Consider the following 23,270-nt stretch of genomic DNA (forward strand, 5'->3'; position numbering starts at 1 on the left):
GCTAACCGACGTTCCGTCAGGGCAGTAGACCGCGCGGGCCGCCCGGGTCACTCGTACTCGGTGCCGCCCTTGCGCGTGAGGTAGGCGCCGCCGACGGCCTTGGCGATGGCCCGGCCGCCGGTCACCGGGCTGTACCGCTCGGTCAGCGGGCGCACGACGACCCCCTCCCTGATGTGCAGCGACCGGCCCGACAGCGTCTCCCGGCCCTCGGCCAGCTCCAGCACCACCGCCGGGTCGAACGGCCCGCGCCACAGCTCGGGCACCACCGGCAGCGCACCGGCGAGCAGCCCGGCGGCGTCCAGCCAGCACAGCTGCCCGTCGACGACCGCCGACACGTCGAAGACCGCGTAGCCGGGCAGTTCGCTCCGGCCCGACCGCCCGTACGTCAGGTCCTGCACGCCGGTGCCGAAGACCTCGCCGAAGATGCCCACCCGGTCGGCGCCGAGGCGTTCGGCGAGGCCGGCGGCCACCTCGGCGACGCCGTGCGCCCGTACGGCCCGCCAGTAGAGGTTCACGCCGTCCTCGCGCAGCGCCAGCCCCTGCGCGCCGACGCCCTTGGACGAGACCTGCACCTCGCCGGACCCGGCGTGGTAGGTGACCAGGCAGCAGGTGCCGTGCAGCTTCTCGGTCACGACGACGGGCTCGCCCGGCTCGAACACGTCCGGGAAGCGCTTGAGGTTCTCGATGTCGACCCAGGGCAGCAGGTCGGGCGCCCGCTCCACCTCGCCGTTCATGGCGGTGGGGATCGGAGGCTGCCACTTGGTGATGCCGAGGGCCCCGGCGAAGTCCGTCCCGGCGCCGGCGGCCTCGGCGAGGTCGACGCCCGCGAGCGCACCCGGCCGGCACACGATGCCCTGCGACAGCTCGCCGCGCAGCCGTACGGCCCTGACCCGGTTCGCGTCGCCGCCGGCCAGCCGGCCGGTCAGCCCGAGTTCCTCGATCAGCCCGGCCGGCAGCACCGCCTGCTCGGGGATGTAGACGGCCGTCTCGCCCGTCCGGTAGGCGCCCCTGGCGACGACCGCGCGGTAGAGGCCGACCTGCGCGAGCTCCAGCGCGTCGGCGTTCGGGTGCTCCAGGATGGTCAGGCGCTCGGCGGTGACCTTCAGTGTGGACATCGGTGTCGTCCCTCCCCGTTCCGGTGACGCCGATCACTGTCCCGGCCCGCCCGGCCCGGGGGCCAGCGATTTTCACGCCGGACCATCGCACATGCGAGTCCGCGCATGTCCACATGCTGGCCTGTGCGATGAAACAGGCGACTCACCCCTTGCAGATGCGACAGTATGATCGGCGTCGTGATCGCACCTGCGTGCCCCCTGCCGGGCACGGCCGAGGGGAACAGGAACCACATGAACACCGTCGGACGCCGTACCGCCGTCGCCACCGCCACCGCCCTGCTCCTCGCCGCCGGGTCGACCGCCTGCGGCAGCAGCGGCGACCCGGCCCCGGCGGCGTCCGCCCCCGCCGGGGCGTCCGCCTCCGCGGCGACCGACACGGTCACGGGCGCGGTCACGGTCTTCGCCGCGGCCTCGCTGAAGGAGACCTTCACCGCGCTCGGCAAGAAGTTCGAGGCCGCGAACCCCGGGGTGAAGGTCACCTTCAACTTCGGCGGCAGCTCGGCCCTGGCGCAGAGCATCGTCTCCGGCGCGCCCGCCGACGTCTTCGCGGCCGCGAGCCCGGCCACCATGAAGACCGTCACCGACGCCAAGGCCGCCACGGGCACCCCGCAGGTGTTCGTGAAGAACACCCTGGAGATCGCCGTCCCCGAGGGCAACCCCAGGCACATCACCGGCCTGAAGGACCTCACCGGCGTGAAGGTGGCACTCTGTGCCAAGGAGGTGCCGTGCGGCGCCGCCGCCGCCAAGGCCCTCCAGGCGGCCGGGGTGAACCTCACCCCCGTGACCCTGGAGCAGGACGTCAAGGGCGCCCTCACCAAGGTCGAGCTCGGCGAGGTCGACGCCTCCCTCGTGTACCGGACCGATGTGCAGGCCGATGCTGCGAAGATCGACGGCGTGGAGTTCCCCGAGGCCGCCAAGGCCGTCAACGACTACCCGATCGCCGCGCTCGCCAAGGCGCCCAACGCCGCGGCCGCCGCGGCCTTCGTCGCGTACATCGAGTCCGCCGAGGCCGCGCGGACCCTGACCGCGGCGGGCTTCCAGGCACCGTGACCGCCCGCACCACCGCCGGCGGCCGACGCCCCGGCGGCACCCCCGGGACGGCCCCCCGCCCGCGCTCCCGGCGCGGGCGGGGGGTGCCGTACGCCCTGCTGCTGCCCGCCCTGCTCGGGCTGGCGTTCCTCGTGCTGCCGCTGGTCGGCCTGCTCGTCCGGGCGCCGTGGAGCGCCATGCCGGAGCAGCTGTCCAGCCCGGAGGTCTGGCAGGCCCTGCGGCTCTCCCTGATCTGCGCGACGGCGGCCACGGGGGTGTCGCTGGTGCTCGGGGTGCCGCTGGCCTGGGTGCTGGCCCGCACCGAACTGCCGGGGCGGCGGATGGTGCGGGCCCTGGTGACGCTGCCGCTGGTGCTGCCGCCGGTGGTCGGCGGCGTCGCCCTGCTGCTCGTGCTCGGCCGCAACGGCATCGTCGGCCGGTGGCTCGACTCGGCGTTCGGCTTCACGCTGCCGTTCACCACCACGGGCGTGGTGGTCGCCGAGGCGTTCGTCGCCATGCCGTTCCTGGTGATCAGCGTCGAGGGCGCGCTGCGCGCCGCCGACCCGCGGTACGAGGAGGCGGCGGCGACGCTCGGCGCGTCCCGGCTCACCGCCTTCCGCCGGGTCACGCTGCCGCTGATCGCGCCCGGCATCGGCGCGGGCGCGGTGCTGGCCTGGGCCCGGGCGCTCGGCGAGTTCGGCGCGACCATCACCTTCGCCGGCAACTTCCCCGGCCGCACCCAGACGATGCCGCTCGCCGTCTACCTGGCGATGGAGTCCGAACCGGAGGCGGCGATCGCGCTGAGCCTGGTGCTGCTCGCGGTGTCCGTCGCCGTCCTGGCCGGGTTGCGCGAGCGCTGGATGTCGGCCCCGTGACCCCTCCCCCGGAGCCCGCGACGCCCGCCCTCGACGCCCGCCTGCTCGTCGAACGCGCCGCCTTCCGCCTCGACCTCGCGCTCGCCGCCGCTCCCGGCGAGGTGGTGGCACTGCTCGGCCCGAACGGCGCCGGCAAGTCCACCGCCCTGCGCGCCCTGGCCGGCCTGCTCCCGCTCACCGGCGGCAGCCTCACCCTCGACGGCACGCTGCTGGAGGACCCGGCCCTCGGCCTGCACACCCCCGCCGAGGAGCGGCCCGTCGGCGTGGTCTTCCAGGACTACCTGCTCTTCCCCCACCTCGGGGCGCTCGACAACGTCGCCTTCGGCCTGCGCTGCCAGGGCCTGCGGAAGGCGGCCGCCCGGGCCGCCGCACTGCCGTGGCTGGAGCGCATGGGCCTGGCGGACCACGCGGCGAGCCGCCCGGGCACGCTGTCGGGCGGCCAGGCGCAGCGCGTGGCGCTGGCGCGGGCGCTCGCCGTCCGGCCCCGGCTGCTGCTGCTGGACGAGCCGCTGGCCGCGCTGGACGCGCGCACCCGGCTCGACGTCCGGGCCCAGCTGCGGCGGCACCTGGCGGAGTTCGAGGCGGTGGCGGTGCTCGTCACCCACGACCCGCTGGACGCCATGGTGCTCGCGGACCGGCTGGTCGTCGTCGAGGACGGCCACGAGGTGCAGTCGGGCACGCCCGCCGACATCGCCCGGCACCCGCGGACGGACTACATCGCCCGCCTGGTCGGCCTGAACCTCTACCGCGGCACCGCGGACGGACACCTCGTCACACTGCCCGGCGGCACGGTGCTGCACACGACGGAGGAGCTGTCCGGCGCGGCGTTCGTGGCGTTCCCGCCGGACGCCGTCACGCTGCACCGCGGGCGTCCGGAGTCCAGCGCGCGCAACGTCTGGCCGATGACCGTCGTCGGCCTCGACCTGCACGGCGACCGCATCCGGGTCGACCTCGCGGGCCCGCTGCCGCTCGCCGCCGACCTCACCCCGGGCGCCGCCGCCGAGCTCGACCTCTCGCCCGGCCGCGAGGTCTGGGCGTCCGTCAAGGCCGGCCAGACGCACGCGTACCCGGCCTGAGCCGGGAAGGCCGGGCCGGGTACGCGGACGGGCGGGGCGGGGTCAGCCCTTCTTGAGCTGCTGCGTGAACGCCGCCAGGTCGATGACCTGGTCGGCCGGGGGCTGCTGCACGGTGACGGGCTTGTCGAAGTCGGAGAAGGTCAGCTCGGCGGGGCTGTCGCCCTCCTTCTGCTCCATCGCGACGAGGTAGGGCTTGCCCTCGGTGGCGATGTGGAGGGTGGTCTTCGTGCCCTCCGCGTCGGCGACGACGATGCTGAAGGTCTTCACGCCGCCGGTGGTGCCGGCGGTGCCCTTCTCCGAGGTCACCTCGTCGGTACCGTCGTCCCCGGTGATGGCCTTGACCATGCCGCACATGAAGGCCGCCTCGGTCAGGCTCTGGTCGCTCCCCTCGCCGGTGAGGTAGCGGCCCCCGAACAGCTGGGTGACGACGGCGATCTGCTTCTCGCTGCCGCCCAGGCTCTTGCCGATGTTCTTCCAGAACGCCTCGTCCGGCTTCAGCCACGTCGTGGTGCCGGTGCTCAGCACCTCGGCCGTGCCCTGGCCGGGGTGGCCGATCGTGCCCGCGCAGTTGCCCTGCTTGTCGGCGGCGAGGTCCACCGTCGTCACGCTGCCCTCGGAGCTGAACGTGCCGCTGGCCTTCATCGCGGTGACGGTCTTCATCGCCGCGTGCGCCTGACCGGAGATCTCCTTGGCGGAGAGGGTGTCGACCGCCAGCGTCTGGACGGGGCTCGCGGACGGCGCCGCGGACGGCGTCGCGGGCGGGGCGGCGGACGCCCCGGTGGTGCCGGAGCTGCAGGCGGTGGCACCGGTGGCCAGCAGCACGCAGACGACGGCGGTCGGGACGAGGCGCTTGGAGAGCATGAAGGGTTTTCCCTATTTCGGTGAACGTGGACCGGGCACGAGTATGCAGGCGGCCGGTGACAGCCCGTCCACGGAAAGGCCCTGCGTGACGAGGTCGTGCCGAAACCGATACCGCCCGGCGCTTCCGGACACTCCGGGCCGGGCGGGGTGACCTCCGGTCAGGCGGGCTTCACGAAGCCCGACTCGTACGCGGCGATGACGGCCTGGGTGCGGTCCCGGGCGCCGAGTTTCCCGAGCACGCTGCTGACGTGCGTCTTGACGGTCTGTACGCCCACGACCAGTTCGGCGGCGATCTCGGAGTTGGAGAGGCCGCGGGCCATCAGCCGCAGCACCTCGGCCTCCCGGTCGGTGAGGGCGGCGCGGGCCATGGTGTCGGCGGCGGCGCGGTCGGTGCGGGCCGCGGCGAGGCGGCGGATGGCGGCGGGGAAGAGCAGCGACTCGCCGGCCGCGACGAGGCGGACCGCGTGGGCGATCTCGGCGGGGCGGGCGCGCTTGAGCAGGAAGCCGTCCGCGCCGGCCCGCAGGGCCTCGTAGACGTAGTCGTCGTTCTCGAAGGTCGTGACGACGAGGATGCGGGGCGGGCGGTCGGTGCCGCGCAGGATGGCGCGGGTCGCGGTGAGTCCGTCGACGTCGGGCATGCGGACGTCCATCAGCACCACCCGGGGACGCGTGGCACGGACGACGGCCAGCGCCTCGGCGCCGTCCGCGGCCTCCCCCACGACCCGCAGGTCGCCCTGGGCCTCCAGCACGGCCCGCAGGCCCGCCCGGACGAGCTCCTCGTCGTCGACCAGCACGATGTCGATCATGAGCCCAACCGTAGCGGCAGCCGGACGCGCACCACCCAGTCGCCGTCCACCGGGCCCGCGACGGCCTCGCCGCCGAGCAGCGCCGCCCGCTCGCGGATGCCGCGCAGCCCCTTGCCGCCGGAGCGCCGGGCCCCGGCCTGCGGGGCGGCCGGCAGCGCGGTGGCGCAGCTGAGGTGCAGCAGCCCGTCGGCCGTGCCGGCGTGCACCCGGACGGGCGTGCCCGGCACGTGCTTGAGCGCGTTGGTCACGCCCTCCTGGACGATCCGGTACGCCTCGCGGGACAGCACGCCGGGCAGGCGGGAGCCGGCCACCTCGATCCGCGCCTCGACCGGGCTGCCGGCCGCGCGCGCCGTCTCGAACAGCACCTCCACGCGGTCGAGCCCGGGGTGTTCGACGGCGGGCCCGTCCGGGTGGTCGCGGAGCAGGACGAGCATCCGTTCCAGGTCCTCCATGGCCCGGCGGCCGGTCGTCTCGATCGCCTCCAGCGCCTTCTCGCGGAACACCGGGTCGGCCACCTCCCGGGCGGCGCCAGCCTGCAGCACCGACACGGTGAGGGCGTGCCCGATCGAGTCGTGGAGTTCGCGGGCGAGCCGGTTGCGCTCCAGCAGGCGCTCCGCCCGCGCCTCGGCCTCGGCCAGCCGCTCACCCGCGGACGGCCCCAGCAGGCGGACGGCCACGGCCAGTTGAAGCCGTCCCGCGAGGGCCGCGACGTACACCACGGCGACGAGGAGCAGCGGCGCGCACAGCAGCAGGACGCCGCCCGCCCGCACCAGGTCGACCGCGGCGATCAGGCCGTGCACGGTCAGCAGCGCCACGCACACGCCCAGGGCGACCCGGGCGACCAGCCAGAGCGCCGTGCGGCCGCGGTCCGCCCAGCTCGCCGAGGACGCCGTGCCGATGGCGTCCTCGCGCGCGGGCATCAGCAGCAGCGCGGCCTGCACGCCCTCGGCCCGGCGGGTCGCCGGGATCAGGGCGGCCAGGCACAGCAGCGTGCCGTCGAGCAGCGCGCTCACCGCGAGGACGGCGGGCCAGCCGAGCGGCCCCTCGGTGCCCGGGTAGACGAGCAGCACCACGCAGGCGAAGACCGCACCGACGAGCAGGTGCAGCCAGCGCGCGTAGGTGGCGGCCCTGACGAGGGGCGCGAGGATCGTGGACACCCCGCCATCCTGCCGGACCGCGCCGGGCGGGGGCCTCCCTCCCGGGAGGGAGACGGTCCACCCCCTGGCGGGAGGGCGGCGGGCCGCCGCGCCGCTTGACTGGAGGCAGCCGACCAGGGGAGGCAGCCGGTGATCGAGATCCGATCCCTCAGCAAGTCGTACGGCGACACCGCCGCGGTGTCCGACCTCAGCTTCCGGGTGGATCCGGGCCGGGTCACCGGGTTCCTCGGCCCGAACGGCGCCGGGAAGTCCACCACCCTGCGGATGCTCCTCGGCCTGGACCGGCCGACCGCCGGCACCGCCCTCGTGCACGGCCGGCCGTACGCCGAACTCGACTCCCCGCTGCGGCAGGTCGGCGCGCTGCTGGACGCGCAGGCGGTGCACGGCGGGCGCACCGCCCACGGGCACCTGCGCTGGCTCGCGGCGAGCAACGGCATCCCCGGGCGCCGGGTCGACGAGGTGCTGGCGCAGGTCGGCCTCGCCGACGCGGCCCGGCGCCGGATCAAGGGCTTCTCGCTCGGCATGCGGCAGCGGCTCGGGGTGGCGGCGGCGCTGCTCGGCGACCCGCCGGTGCTGCTGCTGGACGAGCCGGTGAACGGCCTCGACCCGGAGGGCATCCGCTGGATCCGCACCCTGCTGCGCGGGCTCGCCGCCGAGGGCCGGGCGGTGCTGGTCTCCTCCCATCTGATGACGGAGATGGCGCTGACCGCCGACCACCTGGTGGTGATCGGCCGCGGGCGGCTGCTGGCCGACTCGTCGACCGCCGAGTTCCTGGAGCGGCACGGCCGCAGCCGGGTGCGGGTGCGCGCCGTCGACCCGGCCCGCCTCGCCGTGCTGCTGCGCTCCGCCGGCCTCACCGCCGAGCCGTCCCCGGACGGGGAGGGCGCCTGGGAGGTGGCGGGCGCGGCCCCGGAGGAGATCGGCGCCCTGGCCGCCCGGGAGGGCGTGGCGCTGTACGAACTGTCCGTCCGGCAGGACTCGTTGGAGGAGGCTTTCATGCGGATGACCGCGGACGCCGTGGAGTACCGGGCGGTGGCGGCATGACGGCCGCGCTCGCCCTGCGCGCCGAGTGGACGAAGTTCACCACGCTGCGCTCGCAGTGGGTCACCCCGCTGCTCGCCGTGCTGCTGACCGCCGGCGTCACCGCGGCCGTGCAGGCCGCGTACGGCGACGTCGACGCCTCGCTGTACGAGGACCCGGGTGTCGGCATCTACTACGGCCTGCTCTTCGGGCAGACCGCCGTGGTCTGCACGGGCGTGCTGCTGATCGGGCAGGAGTTCGCCTCCGGCACGATCCGTGCCTCGCTCGCCGCGGTGCCGCGGCGCGGCCGGCTGTACGGCGCCAAGCTGCTGCTCGGCACCGGGGTGGGGCTGGCGGTCGGGCTGCTGTCGGTGGGCGGCGCGCACGCCGCCACCGCGGCGACGGTGGGCCTCGACCTCTCCGAGCCGGGCGCCGCCCGCAGCATCGCCGCGGGGGTGCTCTACCACCCGCTGCTGCTGGTGATCTGCCTGGGCGCGGCGACGATGCTGCGCAACCTGACGGCGGCGATGGGGCTGCTGACCCCCACGGTCTTCCTCGGCACGACGGTGCTGGGCGGGGTACCGGGTGCCCGGGAGGTCGCGCGGTTCCTCCCGGACCGGGCCGGCCTGTACGCGACGACGTACCACGCCGACCCGGACGTGCCCTACGGCCACTGGACCGGCCTGCTGATCATGGCGGCGTGGGCGGCCGCGGCCGCGTACGGCGGGCTGCGCTCGATCCGCCGGCACGACGCCTGACGTGCGGCGACGACCCGCGGCCGGGGCCGGCCGCGGGTCGGCTAGGGTGGGCGCCGTGCATCTGACCGTTCTTCCGCCGCCGGCCGCCTGAGCGGGCGGCACGGCCACCAGGAGTCCGGGGCGTAGCCCCCGGGCCCGTCGGTGCTGCCCGCAGACGCGGCCATGCGACCGACACCTCTGTGGGAGAACACCCGTGTCCACTGCACGAACCACCCTGCCCGTCGGGCGGGGTCTGCTCTACATCACCTTCTCCGCCACCGCCTGGGGCACGGCCGGCGCCGCCGCCGCGCTGCTGTTCGGCGGCAGCGGTCTGGGGCCGCTGGCCCTCACGTTCTGGCGCTCGGCCGGCGGGGTGGCGCTGCTGCTCGTCGTGCGGGCGTTCACCGGCGGTGAGGTGCGGCCGGCCGCGCCGTGGCGCCGCCGGTGGCCCCGGATCCTCGTCAACGGCGCCGGGCTGACGCTCTTCCAGGCCGCGTACTTCGTCGCGGTGCAGCAGACCGGTCTCGCGGTGGCCACGGTGGTCACCCTCGGTTCGGCGCCGGTGATGATCGCGGTCGGCGCCCGGCTGACGATGGGCGAGCGGCTGGGCGGGTCCGGCGCGGTCGCGGTGGGCGGGGCGCTGGCGGGGCTGGCCGTGCTGGTGGTCGGCGACGGCGGCAGCGGCGAGGTGCGGCCCGTCGGGGTGCTGTGGGCGCTGCTCTCGGCGGCCGGGTACGGCTGCATCACGGTGTGGACCCGGCACCTGGGCCGCCGCGGGGAGACGGAGAGCCCGTCCTCGACGACGCTGTGGTCCTTCGCGGTCTGCGCGGTCTGCCTGCTGCCGTTCGCGGCGGCGGAGGGCGTGTGGCCGCAGCCGGACGGCCTGGGCCGGACGGTGCTGCTGCTGGTCTACCTGGCCTCGGTGCCGACCGCGCTGGCGTACGGCCTGTACTTCGCGGGCGCCGCGGTGGTGCGGGCGACGACCGCCTCGGTCATCGCCCTCATCGAGCCGGTCAGTGCGACGGCGATCGCGGTGCTGCTGCTCGGCGAGCACCTGACCCGGGCCACGGTGGCGGGCACGGTGGTGCTGCTGGCCTCCGTCACGGGGCTGGCCCTGGCGGAGGCCCGGCTGGCCGTGCAGGCCCGACCCGCCTGACCGGCCCGCCCGCGCCCGGGCCGACCGGCCCGGGCGCGGGCGCTACCGCAGCCCCGGGTGGTCGGCGACGACGGTGCAGCTGCCGGGGGCGATCTCGGTGAAGCCCGCGTCGCGGACGACCGGGAGGCCGCTCACCGTGAGCGCCGCCCAGGCGTCCGGTGCGGCGGTGCGGACGGCGAGGGCGAACCCGGCCTCGGCCCACTCCTTGCGGCGGGTGTCGTCCAGCCGCCACCAGGCGAGCTGGGCGGCGTGGCCGGTCTGGGCCATGGTCTTGCCGGCGCTCATCTCCAGCTCGGGGTTGAGCCAGAGCACGGGCAGGCCGTCGGCGGCGGGCGCGGGGTCGGCCGGGTCGTCGAGGTCGGTGCCGGAGACCTGGAGCTTGGCGAGCTCCTTGGGCCAGCCGTCGAGCGGCACCGGCGGGAAGACCTGGACCTCGGCGGTGGCGCCGGTCACGGTGATGCCGGGCAGTTCGCCCGCCTTGCGCCACTCGCCGCCGCGGGCCCGCCGGACGACCTTGCGGATGCGGGCGTCCTCCCAGGCGGCGACGCGTTCCGCCCACTCGCCCCCGCCGTCGGTGACCCGCGGGTCGGCGAGCAGGGTCAGCACCGCCCGGGCGGAGGTCTCCAGGGCGTCGGTGCGGGCGGGCGGGTCGGTGCGTTCGATCCGGACGACGAGCGGCAGCACGTACTGCCGCCGCTCGTCGCGGTCGTCGGGGCGGTCGGGGGTGCCGGGGTCGGTGAAGGGTGAGCTCACCCCACCAGGATGCCAGCAGGCCCCGCGGGGTCAGCGGCGGTACCCGCGCTGGGGGTCGCGCTCCTCGGAGTCCTCGTAGGCCAGGAACCAGCCTTCGGGGTGGGTGGCGGCGAGCATGTCGTCGGTGCGGTCGGCGGTCTCCAGGTCGGGGTCACCGTCCTCGGGGCCGTAGACGCCGAAGAGTTCGTCGGCGCAGCCGTCCCAGTCGTAGTCGTACAGGTCGGCGGGCAGGTCGCCCATCATGTCGGCGACGGACTCGGGCTGGGCGCCGAGCAGGCTGCGGGCGTCGGCGAGGGCGAGGCGCAGCGCGACGTCCTCGGCGAGGCAGCGCGGCAGGGGCCACTCGCCGAGGGCGAGGTCCTCGGCGAGGTCGTCGAGGGCGCGGGCGAAGGTGCGGCGCCAGGCACGGTGCAGGGTCCAGGTGCGCCGGGGCAGCCGGAAGAAGACCGCCCAGTCGGGTTCGTCGCCGTCGGTGACGGGGTCGTCCTCGTGCTCGTCGAGGTCGTCGTAGGCGGCGTCGGCGAGGGCGATCAGCTGGGTGTGCAGCAGGCAGGCCGTACGGGGGGTGAGGGTCCAGTCGCCGGCGTCGCCGTCCTCGCCGTCGAGCGGGAAGAGCTCGGCGAAGTCGGGGGCGAAGTCGTCGGTGACGCTGATCTCCAGGGTGCCGCCGAGGGCCTCGATGCCGGGCACGGCGGCGACCAGCCGGTCGGGGTGGAGGAGCACGCCGAGGGCCGCGTTGGGGTCGTCGGCGACCTCGCGGAGCAGGTCGGTGCGCTGCCCGACGGGGTCGGCCCCGTCGAATTCCAGTTCGTCGACGGCCGCCAGTGCGGCGGCCCGCAGCCGCGGCCAGTCGGTGATGCGGATGCCGAGCACCACTGTCGCCTCGATCTCCTGCGCGCCGGAGTCCTCCGCCGCGCCCGGCCCCTGTGGATGATCGCTTCGCTCGCCCATGCGCCTACAGTAAGGCCACCACGGGCCCGGAATCACCGGTGCCTGCCGTCTTCTTCCGCACGGCGCGCGGCGCACGCCGGGGCCGGGCACGGCGTGACGGAGCCGCCGCCGGTCCGGCCCCCGGGGCCCCCGTGCACGGGACGACCGGTGACGCCGCGGGCGGCGGCCCCGCCGGAGGGTGATCCTCCGGGGTTCCGGCGAGCCGGTCGGGCCGTCCCACGGACCGTCACGCATCGTGGGGGGCATGGCGAATATCGACGAGTACGGCGGCGGGCAGCGCCCGGGTGCCGATGTGCTGGTGGTCACCACCAACGACGTGCCGGGCCACCGGGTGGAGCGGATCATCGGGGAGGTGTTCGGGCTGACGGTGCGCAGCCGGCACGTCGGCTCGCAGATCGGCGCCGGCCTGAAGTCACTGGTCGGCGGTGAGCTGAAGGGTCTGACGAAGACCCTGGTGGAGAGCCGCAACCAGGCGATGGAGCGGCTGGTCGAGCAGACCAGGGCGCGGGGCGGCAACGCGGTGCTGATGATGCGTTTCGACGTGTCGGAGGCGGCGGACGTCGGCACGGAGGTGTGCGCGTACGGGACGGCCGCAGTGCTCTCGCCCGCCGTGTGACCCCGCGGGGAACAGGTCCGGCCCGGCCGATGTTTCACCGGCGTGACTGTTTACGGTGCAACCATCCGTGAGGTCGACGTCGTGGTGATCGGCGCCGGCCAGGCCGGCCTGTCCGCCGCCTACCACCTGCGGCGCCGCGGCTTCGCGCCGTACACCGGCTTCGTCGTGCTGGACGCCGCCGACGCGCCCGGCGGCGCCTGGGCGCACCGCGCGCCCTCGCTGCGGATGGCCACCGTGCACGGCTTCCACGACCTGCCCGACTTCGAGCTGCCCGCGCCGGATCCCGCCGCCCCCGCCCGTGAGGTCGTGCCGGGCTACTTCGCCGCGTACGAGGCACGGCACGCGCTGCCGGTGGAGCGCCCGGTGCGGGTGCGGGCCGTGCGGTCGCTGCCGGACGGGCGGCTGCGGGTGGAGACCGACCGCGGCGACCGGACGGCGCGCGCGCTGGTCAACGCCACCGGCACCTGGACGCGGCCGTTCCTGCCGCACTACCCCGGGCACTTCGCCGGCCGGCAGCTGCACTACGCCGCCTACCGCGGGCCGGAGGAGTTCGCCGGGCTGCGGGTGGTGGTGGTCGGCGGCGGCGCCTCGGCCGTGCAGGTGCTGTCGGAGGTCGGCGCGGTCGCGGAGACGGTGTGGGTGACCCGGCGTCCGCCGGTGTACCGGGACGGGCCGTTCACCGAGGAGTCCGGGCGGGCCGCGGTCGCCCTCGTCGAGGAGCGGGTGCGGCAGGGCCTGCCGGTGCGCAGCGTGGTGAGCGTGACGGGGCTCGGCCCGTCGGTGGCGTACCGGCGGGCCGAGGAGCTGGGCGTGCTGCGGCGCCGGCCGATGTTCGACCGGCTGACGGAGCACGGCGTCGCCTGGGGCGGCACCGAGGAGCCCGCCGACGTGATCGTCTGGGCGACGGGGTTCCGCCCGGAGGTCACCCATCTCGCGCCGCTGGGCCTGCGAGGTCCCGGCGGCGGCATCCGCATGGCGGGCACGCAGGCCGCCGACGACCCGCGGGTCCACCTGGTCGGCTACGGGCCGTCGGCGAGCACCGTGGGCGCCAACCGGGCCGGGCGGGCCGCCGCCGCGGGCCTGGTGCGGCTGCTCGGCGACCCGCGGGCGGCCGTGCCCGCTCAGCGGTCGTAGTCGACGGTGACCCGGTCGGAGACCGGACGGGCCTGGCAGGTCAGCACGTAGCCCGCCGCGACCTCCTTCTCCTCCAGGGCGAAGTTGCGCCGCATCTCCACCTCGCCCTCGCACACCAGCGCCCGGCAGGTGCCGCACACCCCGCCCTTGCAGGCGAACGGCAGGTCGGGGCGGGAGCGCTGGGCGCCGTCCAGCACCGAGCGGTCCCGCGGGAGGGCGAGCACGCTGGAGCGGCCGTCGAGCACGACGGTGACCTCGCTGAGGGCGCCGTCGGCGACCGGCTCCGCGGCCCGTTCGGGGCCGGGGCCGTCCTCGGCGTGGAACAGCTCCTGGTGCACCCGGTCGGCGGGTACGCCGAGCCCGGTCAGCAGCTCCTTCGCGCCGGTCACCATGCCGTACGGGCCGCACAGCCACCAGTGGTCGACGGCGGGCACGTCGACCAGGGCGCCGACCAGGGCCGTCACCCGCTCGGCGTCGAGCCGTCCGGTGAGCAGTTCGGCGTCGCGGGTCTCCCGGGAGAGCACGTGCACCAGCTGGAAGCGTCCGAGGTGGCGGTCCTTCAGGTCGGCGAGCTCGTCGGCGAACATCACGGTGTCGCTGCGGCGGTTGCCGTAGAGCAGGGTCACCCGGGAGCCGGGGTGCCCGTCGAGCACCGAGCCGGCGATGGAGAGCATCGGGGTGATGCCGGAGCCGGCGGCGATCAGCACGTGCTCGGCGGCCTCGCCGAGCGGGGGCGTGAACAGCCCGGACGGCGGCAGCACCTCCATGGTCTCCCCCACCTGCGCCTCCCGGACCAGGCGCCGGGAGAACAGCCCGCCGGGCACCTCGCGCACGGCGATCCGCAGCGGCCCGCCGGCCGGCGAGCACAGCGAGTACGAGCGGCGCTCGTCGGAGCCGTCGACGACGCGGCGCAGCGTGAGGGTCTGGCCGGGGAGGAACGCGTACTGCCCGGCGAGGGCGTCCGGCACGTCGAAGGTGACCGCGACGGCGTCCTCGCACAGCGGCTCCAGGGCCGCGATGCGCAGCTCGTGGAAGGTCGGGCGGCGGACGGCCATCTAGATCTCCTTGATCCGGTCGAAGGGCTCGCGGCAGCCGCGGCAGCGCCACAGCGCCTTGCAGGCGGTGGAGCCGAAGCGGGAGAGCTCCTCGGTGTCGGCGCTGCCGCACTGCGGGCAGTGCACGGCCTGCCGGGTCGGGCCGAGCTGCAGCAGGCCGGCCGCGGCGGGCGGGGCGATGCCGGCCTCGGCGAGCTTGCGGCGGCCGTCGGCGGTGATCAGGTCGCTCGACCAGGGCGGGTCGAGGCGCAGCCGCACCCGTACGTCGGTGTAGCCGGCGGCGCGCAGCCGGGTGTCGACGTCGGCGGCCATCTCGGCGACGGCCGGGCAGCCGGAGTAGGTGGGGGTGAGCCAGGCGGTGACCGTGCCGTGGTCCTCGTCGACGCCGGCGAGGATGCCGAGGTCGGCGAGGGTCAGCATGGGCAGCTCCGGGTCGGGCACGGTGGCGGCCAGCTCCCAGGCACGGGTCGCGGCGGTCACCACGTCGCCCCCGGGTGGGCCCGGGCCACGACCTGCAGTTCGGCGAGGAGCGGGCCGAGGGCCTCGGTGTGCACGCCGTCGCGTCCGGCGCGGCCGCCGACGGAGGCCAGCGGCGCGGCGTCCGGCACCGTGAGGGTGGCCTCGCGGAGGTCGTCGGCGAGCAGGGCGAGCACCGGCTCCCGCAGCGCGGCCGGGTCGGTGCCGAGCCGCAGCTCCACCGGGTGCGGGGTGAACAGCTCGTCGAGCAGCGGCCACACGGCGTCGACCCCGGCCTGCATCCGGCCGTGCGCGTACGGCGTGCCGTCGCCGAGGCGCAGCAGCCACTCCAGGGCCCACTCGCGGTGGTAGGCGAGCTCCTTGACGCCGGCGGCGGCCACCGAGGCCAGCACCGGGTCGGCGTGGTGGGCGAGCCGTGCGTACAGCGCGTGCCGGGCGGTGGCGAAGCACAGCAGCCGGGCGACGGTGTGCGCGAAGTCGCCGTTGGCGACCTCCACCAGCCGGACGTTGCGGAACTCGTGGTCCTCGCGCCAGTAGGCGAGGTCGTCCTCGGTGCGGCCGCTGCCGTCGGCCTGCCCGGCCCGGGTGAGCAGGCGGCGGGCCTGGCCGAGCAGGTCGAGGCCGAGGTTGGCGAGGGCGACCTCCTCCTCCAGCTCGGGCGCGCGGGTGCACCACTCGACGAGGCGCTGGGCGAGCACGAGCGCGTCGTCGCCGAGCATCAGGCAGTAGGCGGCGAGGTCGGCGCCGTCCACGCCGGCGGGCAGGGCGGTGTCGACGCCGAGCAGCGGGTCGGCGAAGCCGGTGCCGTACGCCCAGCGGGCCTCGCCCTCGGGCCCGGGCTCGGCGTCGGTGAGGCTCAGGTAGACGTGGTCGTCGGTCATCGCGTGCGGGCTCCCCGTCTCAGATGTGCGGGACATCCTCGGGGATGTCGTAGAAGGTCGGGTGGCGGTAGACCTTGTCGCCGCTGGGGGCGAAGAACGGGTCGAGCTCGTCCGGGGTGGAGGCGGTGATCGCCGCGGAGGGCACCACCCAGAGGCTGACGCCCTCGTTGCGGCGGGTGTAGAGGTCGCGGGCGGCGAGCAGCGCCATCCGGTCGTCGGAGGCGTGCAGCGAGCCCACGTGCACGTGGTTCAGGCCGCGGCGGGGGCGGACGAACACCTCGTAGAGCGGCCAGTCGGCCCTGGTCCCGGTCATGTCGCGCTCCGCTTCTTCTCCGCGTACGCCAGGGCCGACTCGCGGACCCAGGCGCCGTCCTCGTGGGCGGCCCGGCGGCGCTCGACGCGCTGCGCGTTGCACGGGCCCTGCCCCTTGATCACCTGCTTGAGCTCCGACCAGTCGGGCTCGCCGAAGTCCCAGCTGCCGCGGTCCGCGTTCCACTGCAGGGCCGGGTCGGGCAGGGTCACGCCGAGGTGCTCGGCCTGCGGCACGGTCATGTCGACGAAGCGCTGCCGCAGCTCGTCGTTGGAGTGCCGCTTGATCCGCCAGGCCATGGACCGGGCGCTGTTGGGCGAGTCGTCGTCGGGCGGGCCGAACATCATCAGCGACGGCCACCACCAGCGGTCGACCGCGTCCTGCACCATGCGGCGCTGGCCCTCGGTGCCGCGCACGAGGGTCGTCAGCAGCTCGTAGCCCTGCCGCTGGTGGAAGGACTCCTCCTTGCAGACCCGCACCATCGCGCGGGCGTACGGCCCGTAGGAGCAGCGGCACAGCGGCACCTGGTTGCAGATCGCGGCGCCGTCCACCAGCCAGCCGATCACGCCGACGTCGGCGAAGGTCAGCGTGGGGTAGTTGAAGATCGACGAGTACTTCTGCCGACCGTCGACCAGCTTCTCGGTGAGCTCCGCCCGGTCGACCCCGAGGGTCTCGGCCGCGGCGTACAGGTACAGGCCGTGGCCGGCCTCGTCCTGGGCCTTGGCGAGCAGGATCGCCTTGCGGCGCAGCGAGGGGGCCCGGGTGAGCCAGTTGCCCTCGGGCTGCATGCCGATGATCTCCGAGTGCGCGTGCTGCGCGATCTGGCGCACCAGGGTCGCCCGGTAGGCGTCCGGCATCCAGTCGCGCGGCTCGATCCGCTGCTCGGCGGCCACCACCGCGTCGAAGCGCGCCTCCAGGGCCGCCTCGTCCAGCTCCGCTGCCGTCATTGCACCTGCCTCCCGACTGACCGTTCGGTCGGGTCAATTCTGCACACGCCGGACCGGCGATGACAAGGCATGCGGCCGGACGGCCGTTCCGCGGCGCCACCGCGCCCGGGCCGGGGCAGCCGCGCCCCGGCCCGGACGGCCCTCAGGCGTGCTCGCGCAGCCGCGGCAGCGGTACGGCGAGGAGCGCCGCCAGCAGCGCGATCCGCGGGGCGAACTGGTCGACGAGCACGTGCTCGTGGCGGGCGTGCGGCCCCGCGCCGACCGCGCCGAGGCCGTCCAGGGTGGGCAGGCCCCGCGCACCCGCGAGGTTGGTGTCGCCCGCCCCGCCCGCCGGGGCGCCGTCGAGCTGCTGGCCGAGCGCCGCGGCCAGCGACCGCACGTGCCGCAGCAGCGGGTTGGCCGCCCGCTCCGGCCAGGCCGGACGGCTGGAGAGCACCTCGGACCGCACCTTGGCGCCCGGCCGCAGCGCGGTCAGGTGCGCGAGGGTGTCGAGGGCGCGGCGCTGCGCCTCCGCCGTGGCGAACCGCAGGCCGAGCTCCGCCTCGGCCCGGCCGGCGATCACGTTGGCGCGGGTGCCGCCGGTGATCCGGCCGGTGTTGAGCTCCGTGCCGGGCTGCCGGGCCAGGCTCCGTACGGCGACGAGCTGGTCGACGAGCTCGTCGACCGCGGAGACGCCCTCGGCGGCGGCGAGGCCGGCGTGCGCCTCCTTGCCGGTGACGCTCAGCCGCACCCGGGTGGAACCCCGCCGGGCGGTCTTCAGCCGGCCGTCGGGGTGCGGCGGCTCCAGGCCCAGGACGGCCGCGGCGCCGGGCAGTTGGCGCTCGACGAGGCGACGCCCGTCCGGGCTGCCGACCTCCTCGTCGGAGACCACCACCAGCCGCACGGGACGGTGCGGCCGCTGACCGAGGTCGGCCAGCAGGGCGAACGCCCCCTCCAGCAGGGCCAGCCCGCCCTTCATGTCGAGGACACCGGGGCCGCTGAGCCGCCCGTCTCGGTCCTCGACCGGCCAGTCGGCGAGGGTGCCCGCCGGCCAGACGGTGTCGTGGTGGGCCACGACCAGCACGTGGCGGAGGGAGTCGTCCTGTCCGGGCCACTCCGCCAGCAGGTGGTCGCCGGCGGGCCCGGCCTCGCGCCGCACGGCGGCACCGGTGGCACGGAACCCGGCCGAGAGCTCCTCGGCCAGCGCGTCGAGGCGGAGGGCGTCGCCGCTGGGCGACTCCATCGCGGCGAGGGCGGCGCAGCGGCGCCGTACGGCACCGGCCATCGTGCGGGCCCGGGCGCTCAGGGCCTGCGGGAGGCCCGGCAGGGCCGGCGGCGCGGACAGGGCGCGGGCCGCGGCGGGCGCCTCCGGGAGCCCGGCGGCCCCGGGGTCGGGGCGGGAGGGGCGGTCGGGGTGTTCGGCGGGGACGGGCGCTGCGGCCGCCACCGGACGGGCGGCCGCCGCGGTATTCGCGGGATCGCCGCCCTCGGCGGCCCGGTCGGCCGTGGAGGGGGCGGCGGGATCGGCCCCGGTCGCGCCCGGCTCGGCCGGGATCACGGTATGCGGGCTCACCTCGCACCTCCGCGACCGCCGGCGGGCCGGACGGCCGGCGCGGCCGGACGGTGGCGCGGCGGGTGCGGCGGTCGTGGGCGGCAGGCCCGGTGCGGGCCTGCGACCCGGACGGCAAACGCCTGCTGGTGCAACCTCGGACTGGGCGACACTGCGTCCTCCTCGCTCGTTCCGGCGGCCCCGGTCGGCCCGGGGCCCGTGGACGGCGCCCCCGGCGCGCGGTACGGCCGGGCACCGGCGACCCGGCGGGCACAGGAGGTGAGCCTAGAAGACCCGTTCGGTTCCGTGCGAGGTGGCCTGGTGCTCCGCGGCCCGCCCACGGGCGGGTGCACGCGTCCCACCTCCCACGATGGACCTGCGGGAACGCTTCGGCAGGGCGGAGCGCCTGCGAACGGCGGACCTCCGTCCGACGGATGACGTCGGATCAGTGTTCGGAATCGGTCGCCTTCCCCGGCCGGCGGAGGCTTCCCGGACCCGGCTGGACCCGCCCGTACGGGCCCGACACGCCTGACGCGCCCGGACCAGCCCGGCCCGACGCGCCCGGCCGACACGCCCGGAGGCGTAAGGGATGACAGATATTGAAATCTGTCATCCCGAGTGCCATAGTCAGAAGACACCAGCCGCCCACCCCCGCCCGCAGGGAGCACGCGATGCCCACCACCCCCGCCCGCACCACCCTCGGCACCACCGGCCCGACGACCTCCGCCCTCGGCCTCGGCCTGATGGGCATGTCCGACCTGTACGGCCCGGCCGACGAGGCCGAGTCCGTCGCCACCGTGCACGCCGCCCTCGACGCCGGCGTCACCCTGCTCGACACCGGCGACTTCTACGGCATGGGCCACAACGAACTGCTCCTGCACGAGGCGCTGCGCGGCCGCGACCGGGCGAGCGTCGAGATCAGCGTCAAGTTCGGTGCCCAGCGCGGCCCGGACGGCTCCTGGCTCGGCTACGACGCGAGCCCGGCCGCCACCAGGACCGCCCTCGCCTACTCGCTCCGCCGTCTGCGCACCGACTACGTCGACGTCTACCGCCCCGCCCGCCTCGACCCGAACGTGCCGATCGAGGAGACCGTCGGCGCCATCGCCGAGCTGGTCAAGGCCGGCTACGTCCGCCACATCGGCCTCTCCGAGGTCGGCGCCGAGACCCTCCGCCGGGCCTCCGCCGTGCACCCGATCAGCGACCTGCAGATCGAGTACTCCCTGCTCTCCCGCTCGCTGGAGGCCGAGGTGCTGCCCGCCGCCCGCGAGCTGGGCATCGGCGTCACCGCCTACGGCGTACTCTCCCGCGGCCTGCTGAGCGGCCACTGGACGGGCGACCGCGAGATCCCCGCGACCGACTTCCGCGGCTTCGGCCCGCGCTTCCAGGGCGACAACCTCAGCCACAACCTGCGGCTCGTCGAGGCGCTCCGCGACGTCGCCACGGCGAAGGGCGCCACCGTCGCCCAGGTCGCCATCGCCTGGGTCGCCTCCCGCGGCGACGACATCGTGCCGCTCGTCGGCGCCCGCCGCCGCGACCGCCTCACCGAGGCGCTCGGCTCGCTCGACGTGCACCTCACCCCGGAGGACCTCGCCGCCGTCGAGGCCGCCGTCCCCGAGGGCTCGGCCGCGGGCGACAGGTACGCTGCCGCACAGATGGCCCACCTCGACAGCGAGCACTGAGCCGCCGGCAGCCGTACGACCGAAGGACGACCTCCCCGTGGCCACCGAGAACGCACTCACCCCCGAGCAGATCCTGGGCGCGGCGGAGGACGTCCTGCGGCGGTTCGGCCCGGCGAAGGCCACCGTGGTCGACGTCGCCCGGGCCCTCGGTGTCAGCCACGGCAGCGTCTACCGGCACTTCCCGAGCAAGGCGGCGCTGCGCGAGGCCGTCACCCGGCGGTGGCTCGACCGGGCCCACGACGACCTCGCCGCCGTCGCCGTCGCCCCCGGCCCCGCGCCCGAACGGCTGCACCGCTGGCTGGCGACGCTCTTCGCCGCCAAGCGCCTCAAGGCGCACCAGGACCCGGAGATGTTCGCCACCTACATGGCCCTCGTCGGCGAGCTCAGCAGCGCCGTCGAGGCGCACGTGGCCACGCTCGTCGCCCAGATCGCCTCGATCGTCGAGGACGGCATCCGGCGGGGCGAGTTCCGCGACACCCCCGCCGAGCAGGCCGCCCGCGCCGTCTTCCAGGCCACCGCCCACTTCCACGACCCGGCCCACGCCGCAGAGTGGGCGCACGAGCAGGCCGACGCCGACTTCGAGGCGCTCTGGTCACTGCTGCTGAACGGACTCCGCGGGCACTGACCGGCCGGAGGAGGCCGGGTGACCGCGGCAACCGGGCGGCGACCGGGGTCAAGGCGGCGACCCGGGGTCAGGGCGGCGGCCCGGCGAAAACCGCTCGCGGCGGGCGGCCGTCCGACCCGACACTGACACCTCCGGTTCTTCTCACCTGGAGGATGACGTGCACCGCCCACCGACCGCCGCGCCGGACAGCCTGGAAGGCCTCGCCCTGGGCGACGCCTTCGGTGACCGCTGGCTCGCCGCCCGCGAGCGCCTGCCCCTGCCCGGGAGTGCGGCGTTCGGCTGAACCCGCACCGCCCGACTGCTGCGGACCGGTGCCCGACGCGCCACGGCGGGCCTTCACCCGGAGGGATGCTCCGGGTGAAGGCCCGCCGTGTTGCCGCACTGCGGCGCGTCAGGCGTCAGGCGTCAGGCGGTGGTGCAGGCCGAGCCGTTCAGGGTGAAGGCGGTCGGGGTGGTGTTGTTGGAGCCGTAGGTGCCCTGGAAGCCGAAGCCGGTGGAGGCGCCGGCGGCGAGGGTGCCGTTGTAGCCGAGGTCGGTCGCGGTGACGGCGGCGCCGGACTGCGTGACCTTGGCGTTCCAGGCGCTGGTGACCTTCTGGTCGCCGGGGTACGTCCAGGTCAGCTTCCAGCCGCTGATCGTGGAGGTGCCGGTGTTCTTGACCGTCACGTCGGCGGTGAAGCCGCCCGTCCAGGAGTTGGCGCGGTAGGCGACCGAGCAGGCGGCCGTCCCGGTCGGCGGCTGCGACGTCGGGGGCTGCGACGTGGGCGGCTGGGACGTCGGGGGCTGCGAGGTCGGCGGCTGCGACGTGGGCGGCTGAGACGTCGGGGGCTGCGAGGTCGGCGGGTTGGTCGGGGTGGTCGGGTCGGAGGCGTTCAGGGCGAGCTGGTAGGCGATGTCCGGCACGAACTGGCCGGCCGAGGCCGCGCAGCCGTCCGCCTCGCCCGGCGGCTTGATCCAGAGGAACGCGTCGATCGCGGCGTCGTTGGTGGCGGCCGTCGGGTAGTTGCCGATCTTGCGGCCGGAGGGGTCGCACCACTGGCTGCCCGACGGGCCGTTGCCGTTGCGGCTGGTGTCGATGACGGCGTGCAGGTTCGACGGGTTGCCGAGGGCCGACAGCACCGACTTCGCGAAGTTGACCTCGTTGGCCGTGGTGTTGAAGTTGGAGACGTTGCTGTAGAAGCCGTCGCCGTTGGTCAGGACGCCGGCGCTGCGCAGCCGGTTGGCCTGCTCGGAGGCGCTGTTCCAGGCGGAGTGGCCGGCGTCGTAGTACACCTTGGCGTTGGGGTTGGCGGCGTGGATCGCGGCGCCGGCCCGGGAGAGCGAGGCGTAGCGGTTCGCCAGCTCGGAGGAGTTGAGGCAGGTGGTGAGCGCGATCGAGTCGGGCTCCAGGACGACGATCGAGCGGCCGCTGCCGAGCCCGGCGGCGAACTTCGTGACCCAGGCGTCGTAGGCGGCCAGGTCGGGGGCGCCGCCCGCGGAGGCGCCCCCGCAGTCGCGGTTGGGGATCTCGTACACGACGAGCACGGGCACCTGGCCGGCCGCGGCGGCGGCGGAGGTGACGGTGCGGACGTCGGAGGTGACGGTGTCGGGGCGGTAGTTCGAGAACCAGATGCCCTGGGGCTGGGAGGCGACCCGCTTGGAGATCACCGGCGTGCGGGAGTCGTTGGGGTTGGCCGCGACCCACTTGACGACCTGGGAGGCCGGGTCCTTGTAGAACTGCGTGTCCGCGGCAAGGCTGCCCTGGACGGCCGCGTCGGCGCCGGTCTGGGTGGCGACGAGCAGGGCGGTGGCGGCCGCGCCGGCCGCCAGGGCCAGGGCGGCGGCCCGGCCGCGGCCTGCGGTACGGGGGGTGGGGCTGCCGGGTGCCGGGGCGGCACGACGGATGCCGTCGGGGGTGCGCACTGGGGTCCTCCGCGGTGCTCTCGGGTGGGAGAGGGGCTGGGGTGGGTCAGCGGTGCGCGGGAGAGGAGTCGAGGGGGCGATCGTGGGAGCGCTCCCGCACAGCCGGGGCCGATCGTAGCCGGGCGGGCGGATTCCCGTAATCCCTTGTGCGCAAGGAAGTTTCGACGGTATTCGACACCGTTCTGCGGAGCGTGGTGGGAGCGCTCCCGCGAGTGACGGCATGACGGCGGTGGTGGCGGCCCCGATGTCGGGGCCGCCACCGGCCGGTTCAGTCGCGGGAGTTGCCGAAGACGATGCGGTACGCGATCAGCAGCACCAGGGCGCCGCCGATCGCCGAGACCCAGGTGGCCAGGTCGAAGAACTCCGTGGTCACCGGCCTGTCCAGCACCCGCGAGGAGATCCACCCGCCGACGAACGAACCGGCGATGCCGATCAGGGTGGTGACGACGATGCCGCCCGGGTCGCGCCCGGGCAGCAGGAACTTGGCGATGGCCCCGGCGAGCAGGCCGAGGATGATCCAGCTGATGAAACCCATGTCCGTCTCCTTGCCCTCCGGCGCCCCGGTCCGAACCGCCACGCC

General features: G+C 75.5%; 25 protein-coding genes. 11 read left to right on the forward strand and 14 right to left on the reverse strand.

From position 1 onward, the window contains the following. Positions 1-47 precede the first annotated feature (47 nt). Positions 48-1,115, reverse strand: coding sequence for an RNA ligase (ATP) (locus OG335_RS10285; RefSeq protein WP_405010755.1), 1,068 nt, complete (start codon positions 1,113-1,115; stop codon positions 48-50). Positions 1,116-1,346: 231 nt separating this feature from the next. Here OG335_RS10285 and modA point away from each other — a divergent pair, with 231 nt between their 5' ends. The 3 genes from modA to OG335_RS10300 are packed head-to-tail and all read left to right on the forward strand — an operon-like array spanning position 1,347 to position 4,095. Continuing rightward, positions 1,347-2,165: a molybdate ABC transporter substrate-binding protein gene (gene modA, locus OG335_RS10290; protein WP_405010756.1), complete on the forward strand. Its 819-nt coding sequence runs from the start codon at positions 1,347-1,349 to the stop codon at positions 2,163-2,165. After that, entirely contained in the window at positions 2,162-3,019 is an 858-nt protein-coding gene (locus tag OG335_RS10295) for an ABC transporter permease (protein WP_405010757.1), read from the forward strand. The genes modA and OG335_RS10295 overlap by 4 nt, the downstream gene beginning before the upstream one ends. After that, positions 3,016-4,095 carry an ABC transporter ATP-binding protein gene (locus OG335_RS10300; protein ID WP_405010758.1) on the forward strand — a complete coding sequence of 360 codons (1,080 nt, stop codon included), beginning with the start codon at positions 3,016-3,018 and terminating at the stop codon, positions 4,093-4,095. Before OG335_RS10295 ends, OG335_RS10300 begins: the two co-directional genes overlap by 4 nt. Positions 4,096-4,137: 42 nt before the next feature. Here OG335_RS10300 and OG335_RS10305 read toward each other — a convergent pair whose 3' ends face one another. The 3 genes from OG335_RS10305 to OG335_RS10315 form a co-directional block, all read right to left on the reverse strand. Then, positions 4,138-4,956 (reverse strand): hypothetical protein, encoded by an 819-nt coding sequence (locus tag OG335_RS10305; RefSeq protein ID WP_405010759.1) that lies wholly within the window; start codon positions 4,954-4,956, stop codon positions 4,138-4,140. A gap of 158 nt (positions 4,957-5,114) precedes the next feature. Then, a complete protein-coding gene (locus tag OG335_RS10310; RefSeq protein ID WP_405010760.1) occupies positions 5,115-5,762 on the reverse strand; it encodes a response regulator in 648 nt (215 codons plus the stop codon). After that, positions 5,759-6,919, reverse strand: a complete 1,161-nt coding sequence (locus OG335_RS10315; RefSeq protein WP_405010761.1) for a sensor histidine kinase — start codon at positions 6,917-6,919, stop codon at positions 5,759-5,761. The genes OG335_RS10310 and OG335_RS10315 overlap by 4 nt, the downstream gene beginning before the upstream one ends. A gap of 129 nt (positions 6,920-7,048) precedes the next feature. Here OG335_RS10315 and OG335_RS10320 point away from each other — a divergent pair, with 129 nt between their 5' ends. The 3 genes from OG335_RS10320 (at position 7,049) to OG335_RS10330 (ending at position 9,832) form a co-directional block, all read left to right on the forward strand. Next, positions 7,049-7,963, forward strand: a complete 915-nt coding sequence (locus OG335_RS10320; RefSeq protein WP_405010762.1) for an ABC transporter ATP-binding protein — start codon at positions 7,049-7,051, stop codon at positions 7,961-7,963. Continuing rightward, positions 7,960-8,697, forward strand: coding sequence for an ABC transporter permease (locus tag OG335_RS10325; protein ID WP_405010763.1), 738 nt, complete (start codon positions 7,960-7,962; stop codon positions 8,695-8,697). Before OG335_RS10320 ends, OG335_RS10325 begins: the two co-directional genes overlap by 4 nt. Positions 8,698-8,890: 193 nt before the next feature. Then, complete coding sequence (locus tag OG335_RS10330) at positions 8,891-9,832, forward strand: DMT family transporter (RefSeq protein ID WP_405010764.1); 942 nt, start codon at positions 8,891-8,893, stop codon at positions 9,830-9,832. A 42-nt stretch (positions 9,833-9,874) separates the two neighbouring features. On the opposite strand, the gene OG335_RS10335 is transcribed toward OG335_RS10330, so the two are convergent. Together OG335_RS10335 and OG335_RS10340 are read right to left on the reverse strand one after the other, a co-directional pair. Then, positions 9,875-10,585 (reverse strand): aminoacyl-tRNA hydrolase, encoded by a 711-nt coding sequence (locus tag OG335_RS10335; RefSeq protein ID WP_405010765.1) that lies wholly within the window; start codon positions 10,583-10,585, stop codon positions 9,875-9,877. Positions 10,586-10,615: 30 nt separating this feature from the next. Beyond that, entirely contained in the window at positions 10,616-11,536 is a 921-nt protein-coding gene (locus OG335_RS10340) for a hypothetical protein (RefSeq protein WP_405010766.1), read from the reverse strand. 244 nt (positions 11,537-11,780) lie between these two features. Between OG335_RS10340 and OG335_RS10345 the strand changes: the two genes are divergently transcribed. Beyond that, entirely contained in the window at positions 11,781-12,152 is a 372-nt protein-coding gene (locus OG335_RS10345; protein WP_405010767.1) for a YbjQ family protein, read from the forward strand. Positions 12,153-12,194: 42 nt separating this feature from the next. Continuing rightward, positions 12,195-13,286, forward strand: coding sequence for an FAD-dependent oxidoreductase (locus OG335_RS10350; protein WP_405010768.1), 1,092 nt, complete (start codon positions 12,195-12,197; stop codon positions 13,284-13,286). On the opposite strand, the gene paaE is transcribed toward OG335_RS10350, so the two are convergent. From paaE to OG335_RS10380, 6 genes are all read right to left on the reverse strand, one after another. Next, positions 13,274-14,341, reverse strand: coding sequence for a 1,2-phenylacetyl-CoA epoxidase subunit PaaE (gene paaE, locus OG335_RS10355; protein WP_405010769.1), 1,068 nt, complete (start codon positions 14,339-14,341; stop codon positions 13,274-13,276). The genes OG335_RS10350 and paaE overlap by 13 nt on opposite strands. Further along, complete coding sequence (gene paaD, locus OG335_RS10360; protein WP_405010770.1) at positions 14,342-14,824, reverse strand: 1,2-phenylacetyl-CoA epoxidase subunit PaaD; 483 nt, start codon at positions 14,822-14,824, stop codon at positions 14,342-14,344. It lies immediately after the preceding gene. Beyond that, on the reverse strand, positions 14,818-15,699 hold the full coding sequence (gene paaC / locus OG335_RS10365; RefSeq protein WP_405010771.1) for a 1,2-phenylacetyl-CoA epoxidase subunit PaaC: 882 nt from the start codon (positions 15,697-15,699) through the stop codon (positions 14,818-14,820). Before paaC ends, paaD begins: the two co-directional genes overlap by 7 nt. A gap of 19 nt (positions 15,700-15,718) precedes the next feature. Continuing rightward, entirely contained in the window at positions 15,719-16,012 is a 294-nt protein-coding gene (gene paaB / locus OG335_RS10370; protein ID WP_405010772.1) for a 1,2-phenylacetyl-CoA epoxidase subunit PaaB, read from the reverse strand. Next, positions 16,009-16,956 carry a 1,2-phenylacetyl-CoA epoxidase subunit PaaA gene (gene paaA / locus OG335_RS10375; protein ID WP_405010773.1) on the reverse strand — a complete coding sequence of 316 codons (948 nt, stop codon included), beginning with the start codon at positions 16,954-16,956 and terminating at the stop codon, positions 16,009-16,011. The genes paaB and paaA overlap by 4 nt, the downstream gene beginning before the upstream one ends. 142 nt (positions 16,957-17,098) lie before the next feature. Then, positions 17,099-18,508: a M20 family metallopeptidase gene (locus tag OG335_RS10380; RefSeq protein ID WP_405010774.1), complete on the reverse strand. Its 1,410-nt coding sequence runs from the start codon at positions 18,506-18,508 to the stop codon at positions 17,099-17,101. A 647-nt stretch (positions 18,509-19,155) separates the two neighbouring features. Here OG335_RS10380 and OG335_RS10385 point away from each other — a divergent pair. From OG335_RS10385 to OG335_RS10395, 3 genes are all read left to right on the forward strand, one after another. Then, positions 19,156-20,163: an aldo/keto reductase gene (locus tag OG335_RS10385; RefSeq protein WP_405010775.1), complete on the forward strand. Its 1,008-nt coding sequence runs from the start codon at positions 19,156-19,158 to the stop codon at positions 20,161-20,163. A gap of 37 nt (positions 20,164-20,200) precedes the next feature. Further along, positions 20,201-20,788 carry a TetR family transcriptional regulator gene (locus OG335_RS10390; protein ID WP_405010776.1) on the forward strand — a complete coding sequence of 196 codons (588 nt, stop codon included), beginning with the start codon at positions 20,201-20,203 and terminating at the stop codon, positions 20,786-20,788. 157 nt (positions 20,789-20,945) lie between these two features. Continuing rightward, on the forward strand, positions 20,946-21,071 hold the full coding sequence (locus tag OG335_RS10395; protein ID WP_405010777.1) for a hypothetical protein: 126 nt from the start codon (positions 20,946-20,948) through the stop codon (positions 21,069-21,071). Between the two features lie 122 nt (positions 21,072-21,193). On the opposite strand, the gene OG335_RS10400 is transcribed toward OG335_RS10395, so the two are convergent. Next, entirely contained in the window at positions 21,194-22,690 is a 1,497-nt protein-coding gene (locus OG335_RS10400; protein ID WP_405010778.1) for a glycoside hydrolase family 6 protein, read from the reverse strand. A 268-nt stretch (positions 22,691-22,958) separates the two neighbouring features. Then, positions 22,959-23,225, reverse strand: coding sequence for a GlsB/YeaQ/YmgE family stress response membrane protein (locus tag OG335_RS10405; RefSeq protein WP_405010779.1), 267 nt, complete (start codon positions 23,223-23,225; stop codon positions 22,959-22,961). Positions 23,226-23,270 lie beyond the last annotated feature (45 nt).

The sequence above is a fragment of the Kitasatospora sp. NBC_01539 genome, assembly GCF_045040525.1.
Lineage (GTDB): Bacteria > Actinomycetota > Actinomycetes > Streptomycetales > Streptomycetaceae > Kitasatospora.

Coding starts and splice junctions, on each gene's coding strand:
- OG335_RS10285 (WP_405010755.1), bottom strand. CDS start 1,115: ATGTCCACACTGAAGGTCACCGCCGAGCGCCTGACCATCCTGGAGCAC.
- OG335_RS10305 (WP_405010759.1), bottom strand. CDS start 4,956: ATGCTCTCCAAGCGCCTCGTCCCGACCGCCGTCGTCTGCGTGCTGCTG.
- paaB (WP_405010772.1), bottom strand. CDS start 16,012: ATGACCGGGACCAGGGCCGACTGGCCGCTCTACGAGGTGTTCGTCCGC.
- paaC (WP_405010771.1), bottom strand. CDS start 15,699: ATGACCGACGACCACGTCTACCTGAGCCTCACCGACGCCGAGCCCGGG.
- modA (WP_405010756.1), top strand. CDS start 1,347: ATGAACACCGTCGGACGCCGTACCGCCGTCGCCACCGCCACCGCCCTG.
- OG335_RS10325 (WP_405010763.1), top strand. CDS start 7,960: ATGACGGCCGCGCTCGCCCTGCGCGCCGAGTGGACGAAGTTCACCACG.
- OG335_RS10310 (WP_405010760.1), bottom strand. CDS start 5,762: ATGATCGACATCGTGCTGGTCGACGACGAGGAGCTCGTCCGGGCGGGC.
- paaA (WP_405010773.1), bottom strand. CDS start 16,956: ATGACGGCAGCGGAGCTGGACGAGGCGGCCCTGGAGGCGCGCTTCGAC.
- OG335_RS10385 (WP_405010775.1), top strand. CDS start 19,156: ATGCCCACCACCCCCGCCCGCACCACCCTCGGCACCACCGGCCCGACG.
- paaE (WP_405010769.1), bottom strand. CDS start 14,341: ATGGCCGTCCGCCGCCCGACCTTCCACGAGCTGCGCATCGCGGCCCTG.
- OG335_RS10340 (WP_405010766.1), bottom strand. CDS start 11,536: ATGGGCGAGCGAAGCGATCATCCACAGGGGCCGGGCGCGGCGGAGGAC.
- OG335_RS10405 (WP_405010779.1), bottom strand. CDS start 23,225: ATGGGTTTCATCAGCTGGATCATCCTCGGCCTGCTCGCCGGGGCCATC.
- OG335_RS10345 (WP_405010767.1), top strand. CDS start 11,781: ATGGCGAATATCGACGAGTACGGCGGCGGGCAGCGCCCGGGTGCCGAT.